Source organism: Mycobacterium sp. E740 (genome assembly GCF_001672895.1).
GTDB lineage: Bacteria > Actinomycetota > Actinomycetes > Mycobacteriales > Mycobacteriaceae > Mycobacterium.
This window is the reverse complement of the sequence record NZ_LZKP01000138.1, coordinates 1-4306: the sequence shown is the minus strand read 5'-3', so window position 1 is coordinate 4306 and position 4306 is coordinate 1. Positions and strand designations below refer to the sequence as shown.

Below are 4306 nucleotides of genomic sequence, written 5' to 3'. Positions count from 1 at the left end.
CCGCGCTGGCCACCACGCTGTTCCACTGGACGCTGCACCCGTGGGCGATATATGCGGTCGTCGGACTGGCGATCAGTTACGGCGTGTACCGCAAGGGCCGCCTGCAACTGATCAGCGCGGCCTTCGAGCCGCTGCTCGGGTCGCGGGCGAACAGCCGCTGGGCCAAGGTGATCGACATGCTGGCGATCTTCGCCACGCTGTTCGGCTCGGCCGCCTCACTGGGCTTGGGCGCGTTGCAGATTCGCAGCGGCCTGCAGATCGTCGGCGGTCTCTCAGAGACCGGCAACACCATCCTCGTCGTCATCATCACGGTGCTCACGGTCGCGTTCGTGCTGTCGGCGGTGTCCGGCGTCGCGCGCGGCATCCAGTGGCTGTCCAACATCAACATGGTCTTGGCAGTGCTGCTCGCTGTATTCGTATTCGTGGTGGGCCCAACGGTTTTCATTCTCAACCTGCTGCCGACGTCGCTGGGCAGCTATGTGGCCGACCTCGCGATGATGTCTGCGCGCACCGGTGCCGAAGGCGCCGCGGTCAACGAGTGGCTGCAGTCCTGGACGATCTTCTACTGGGCGTGGTGGGTGTCGTGGACGCCGTTCGTCGGTATGTTCATCGCGCGAATCTCGCGAGGCCGCACCATCCGTCAGTTCGTCGCGGGGGTCCTGCTGGTGCCGAGCCTGGTGTCGCTGGTGTGGTTCGCGGTGTTCGGCGGCTCGGCGATCAGCGTGCAGCAGCACGGGGTCGATCTGGCCGGCGAGGACAGCATCGAGGCCCAGCTGTTCGGCCTGCTCGAGCAGTATCCGATCGCGACCGTCGCCAGTGTGCTGGTGATGGTGCTGGTGGCGATCTTCTTCGTCTCCGGGGCGGACGCCGCGTCGGTGGTGATGGGCTCGCTGTCCGAACACGGCACGATCCGGCCCGGCAGGTCGACCGTGGTGTTCTGGGGCGTCGCGACCGGTGCCGTCGCGGCGGTGATGCTGTTGGTCGGCGGCCAGGACGCACTGACCGGACTGCAGACGATCACGATCATCGCCGCGCTGCCGTTCGTGCTGGTGATGGTCGGCATGGCGGTGGCGTTGGTCAAAGACCTGCGCCGTGACCCGTTGATGGTCCGCCGGCAGTACGCGGCCGAGGCCGTCGACACCGCGGTGATCCACGGCGTCACCCGGCACGGCGACGACTTCGTCATCTCGGTGGAGAAGGATCCGGCCAGCGGCGAATCCTGGAAGTCCCAGTAGCTTTCGACCGGCTAATCTCGCCTGGTGCGCGTCTACATCCCGGCGACCCTGGCCATGCTGCAGCGACTGGTCGCCGATCGGACGCTGCACGCCCGCAGCGGCACGGCGTTCGCGGTCACCCCGGCTCTTCGCGAGTCCTACGCCGAAGGCGACGACGAGGAACTGGCGGAGGTGGCGCGGGGCGAAGCCGCACTGGCCTCACTGCGGTTGCTGGCGGGCCAGGGTCTGGCCGGGCTGCCCCCGCGCCGGGCGGTGCTGGAGGCTGAGGTCGACGGTGCGACGCCGCGGCCCGATCTCGACGATGCCGTGGTGCGGCTGGCCGGCCCGATCGCGTTCGACGACGTCATCGCGGCCTATGTGGACAACGCGGAGGCGGAGGCCGCTGTGTTGCCGGCGATCGACGCGGTCGACGAGGCCGACCTCGGCGACGAGGACGCGGAGTTCGCCGTCGGCGATGCCCAGGACCACGACCTCGCCTGGTACGCGCCGCAGGAACTGCCGTTCCTGCTCGATCTGCTCTGATATTCGACGCGAACGACTGGATACGGCAGCGTAGGTTACGGTACCGTAGGTTCATGGCCAAGAACTACATCAAGGTCTCGGCCAACGTGGTCGACACAGTGCGCCCGACGGTGGCGGGGGCTGGGCAGCACCCGCGCCTGCATGCCCTGCGCACCATCGCAAGCCGGATCACCACGCCGCTGCTGCCCGACGACTACCTCAAGCTCGCCAACCCGCTGTGGTCGGCGCGCGAACTGCGCGGACGGGTGCTCGAGGTGCGGCGCGAGACCGAGGATTCGGCGACGCTGGTCATCAAGCCGGGGTGGGGTTTTTCGTTCGACTACCGGCCCGGCCAGTACGTCGGTATCGGCGTGCAGATGCAGGGCCGCTGGCGGTGGCGGTCCTACTCGCTGACCTCGACGCCGTCGCGAACCGCACGCACCATCACGATCACCGTCAAGGCGATGCCGGAGGGCTTCCTGTCGGCGCATCTCGTCGACGGGCTGGCGCCCGGCACGATCGTGCGGTTGGCCGCGCCGCAGGGCAACTTCGTGATGCCCGATCCTGCGCCGCCGAAGGTGTTGTTCATTACCGGCGGCTCCGGCATCACGCCGGTGATGTCGATGCTGAGAACGCTGGCTCGGCGTGATCAGATCACCGACATCATCCATTTGCATTCCGCGCCAACGGAATCCGATGTCATGTTCGCCGACGAGCTCGGCGAGCTCGAGCGCAGGTACGACGGTTATCAGATCCGTCTGCGCTCGACGCGCACGCAAGGCCGGCTGGATCTGGCGCGGTTGGACGGCGAGGTGCCCGACTGGCGTGAGCGCCAGACCTGGGCGTGCGGACCCGAGGGCATGCTCGACGCGGCCCAGCGTGTCTGGTCGGAGGCGAGCCTCGAGGATCGGCTGCACCTCGAGCGCTTCGCGCTGTCGCGGGCGGCCGTGCACGGGCAGGGCGGCACCGTCGAGTTCGCGCGCAGCGGCAAGACGGTGAGCGTGGACGCCGCGACGCCGCTGATGGACGCCGGCGAGAACGCCGGGATCCGGATGCCGTTCGGCTGCCGGATGGGCATCTGCCAGTCCTGCGTGGTGAGTCTGGTCGACGGACATGTCCGCGATCTGCGGACCGGCGTAGAGCATGAGCCCGGCAGTCGTATCCAGACCTGCATCTCCGCAGCATCGGGCGATTGCGTGCTCGATGTCTGAGGTTTACTGGCTGGTAACCTACGGGTTCGTAGGTTACGCTAGCGTAGGCACACGAGAGGAGGCTTGACGATGGCAATCACCGACGTTCCCGAGTTCGCGCATCTCACCGATGCGGATATCGAGAGCCTGGCCGTCGAACTGGACGCGATCCGGCAGGACATCGAAGACTCCCGGGGTGAGCGCGACGCGCGCTACATCCGCCGCACCATCGCCGCTCAGCGCGCGCTGGAGGTCGCCGGCCGCGTGATGCTGGCCGCGAGCTCGCGACGCTCCGCCTGGTGGGCAGGCACTGTCACGCTGGGCGTGGCCAAGATCATCGAGAACATGGAGATCGGCCACAACGTCATGCACGGCCAGTGGGATTGGATGAACGATCCCGAGATTCACTCCTCGACGTGGGAGTGGGACATGAGCGGCGCAGCGAAGCACTGGCGTTTCACGCACAACTTCATGCACCACAAGTACACGAACATCCTGGGCATGGACGACGACGTGGGCTACGGCCTGCTGCGGGTGACGCGGGACCAGAAGTGGAAGCCGCACAACGTCTTCAACCTGCTGTTCAACACGATGCTCGCGACGCTCTTCGAGTGGGGGGTCGGGCTGCAGCACCTCGAGATCGGCAAGATCTTCAAGGGCCGCGACGACCGCAACGCGACGCTGGTGCGGATGCGCGAGTTCGGCACCAAGGCGGGCCAGCAGGTGGTCAAGGACTATGTGGCGTGGCCCGCGCTCACGTCGTTGTCACCGGGCGCGACGTACAGGTCGACGCTCAAGGCCAACGCGGTCGCCAACATCATCCGCAACATCTGGTCCAACGCGGTGATCTTCTGCGGTCATTTCCCCGACGGCGCAGAGAAATTCACCAAGACGGACATGGCCGGCGAGACGAAGGGCGAGTGGTACCTGCGCCAGATGCTCGGCAGCGCCAACTTCGAGAACGGTCCGGTGCTGCGGTTCATGAGCGGCAACCTCTGCCATCAGATCGAGCACCATCTGTATCCGGACCTGCCGAGCAACCGCCTGTATGCGATCTCGGTGCGGGTGCGCCAGGTGTGCGACAAGTACGACCTGCCGTACACGACTGGCTCGTTCCTGGTCCAGTACGGCAAGACCTGGCGGACCATCGCGAAGCTGTCGCTGCCGGACAAGTACCTGCGCGACAACGCGGACGATGCGCCGGAGACCCGCAGCGAGCGGATGTTCGCGGAGCTGGAGCCGGGTCAGCGCCGTGGGCTCAAGTCAGCGATCGCAGCCGTGCGGGCGCGCCGACGCGAGAAGCGCCTAGCATCCGCCACCTAGTTGCGACACGCACGCACAACATGCCGCGAGCGTGCGTGTTTGCACACGACACGCCGC

4 protein-coding genes are annotated in these 4306 nt (G+C 66.9%); all 4 read left to right on the top strand.

Annotation, left to right across the window (positions count from 1 at the left end; all coding sequences use genetic code 11):
- Positions 1-1235: BCCT family transporter (locus A5663_RS13130; RefSeq protein WP_068149345.1), on the top strand; the 1235-nt coding region annotated here is incomplete at its 5' end.
- Between the two features lie 21 nt (positions 1236-1256).
- The gene (locus A5663_RS13125; protein WP_197503386.1) at positions 1257-1757 is read left to right on the top strand and encodes a hypothetical protein; all 501 of its coding nucleotides are present in this window, start codon (positions 1257-1259) and stop codon (positions 1755-1757) included.
- 53 nt (positions 1758-1810) lie between these two features.
- Positions 1811-2947, top strand: a complete 1137-nt coding sequence (locus A5663_RS13120) for a ferredoxin reductase (protein WP_068149339.1) — start codon at positions 1811-1813, stop codon at positions 2945-2947.
- 69 nt (positions 2948-3016) lie between these two features.
- Entirely contained in the window at positions 3017-4249 is a 1233-nt protein-coding gene (locus A5663_RS13115) for a fatty acid desaturase (RefSeq protein ID WP_068149336.1), read from the top strand.
- The last annotated feature ends 57 nt before the right edge of the window (positions 4250-4306 follow it).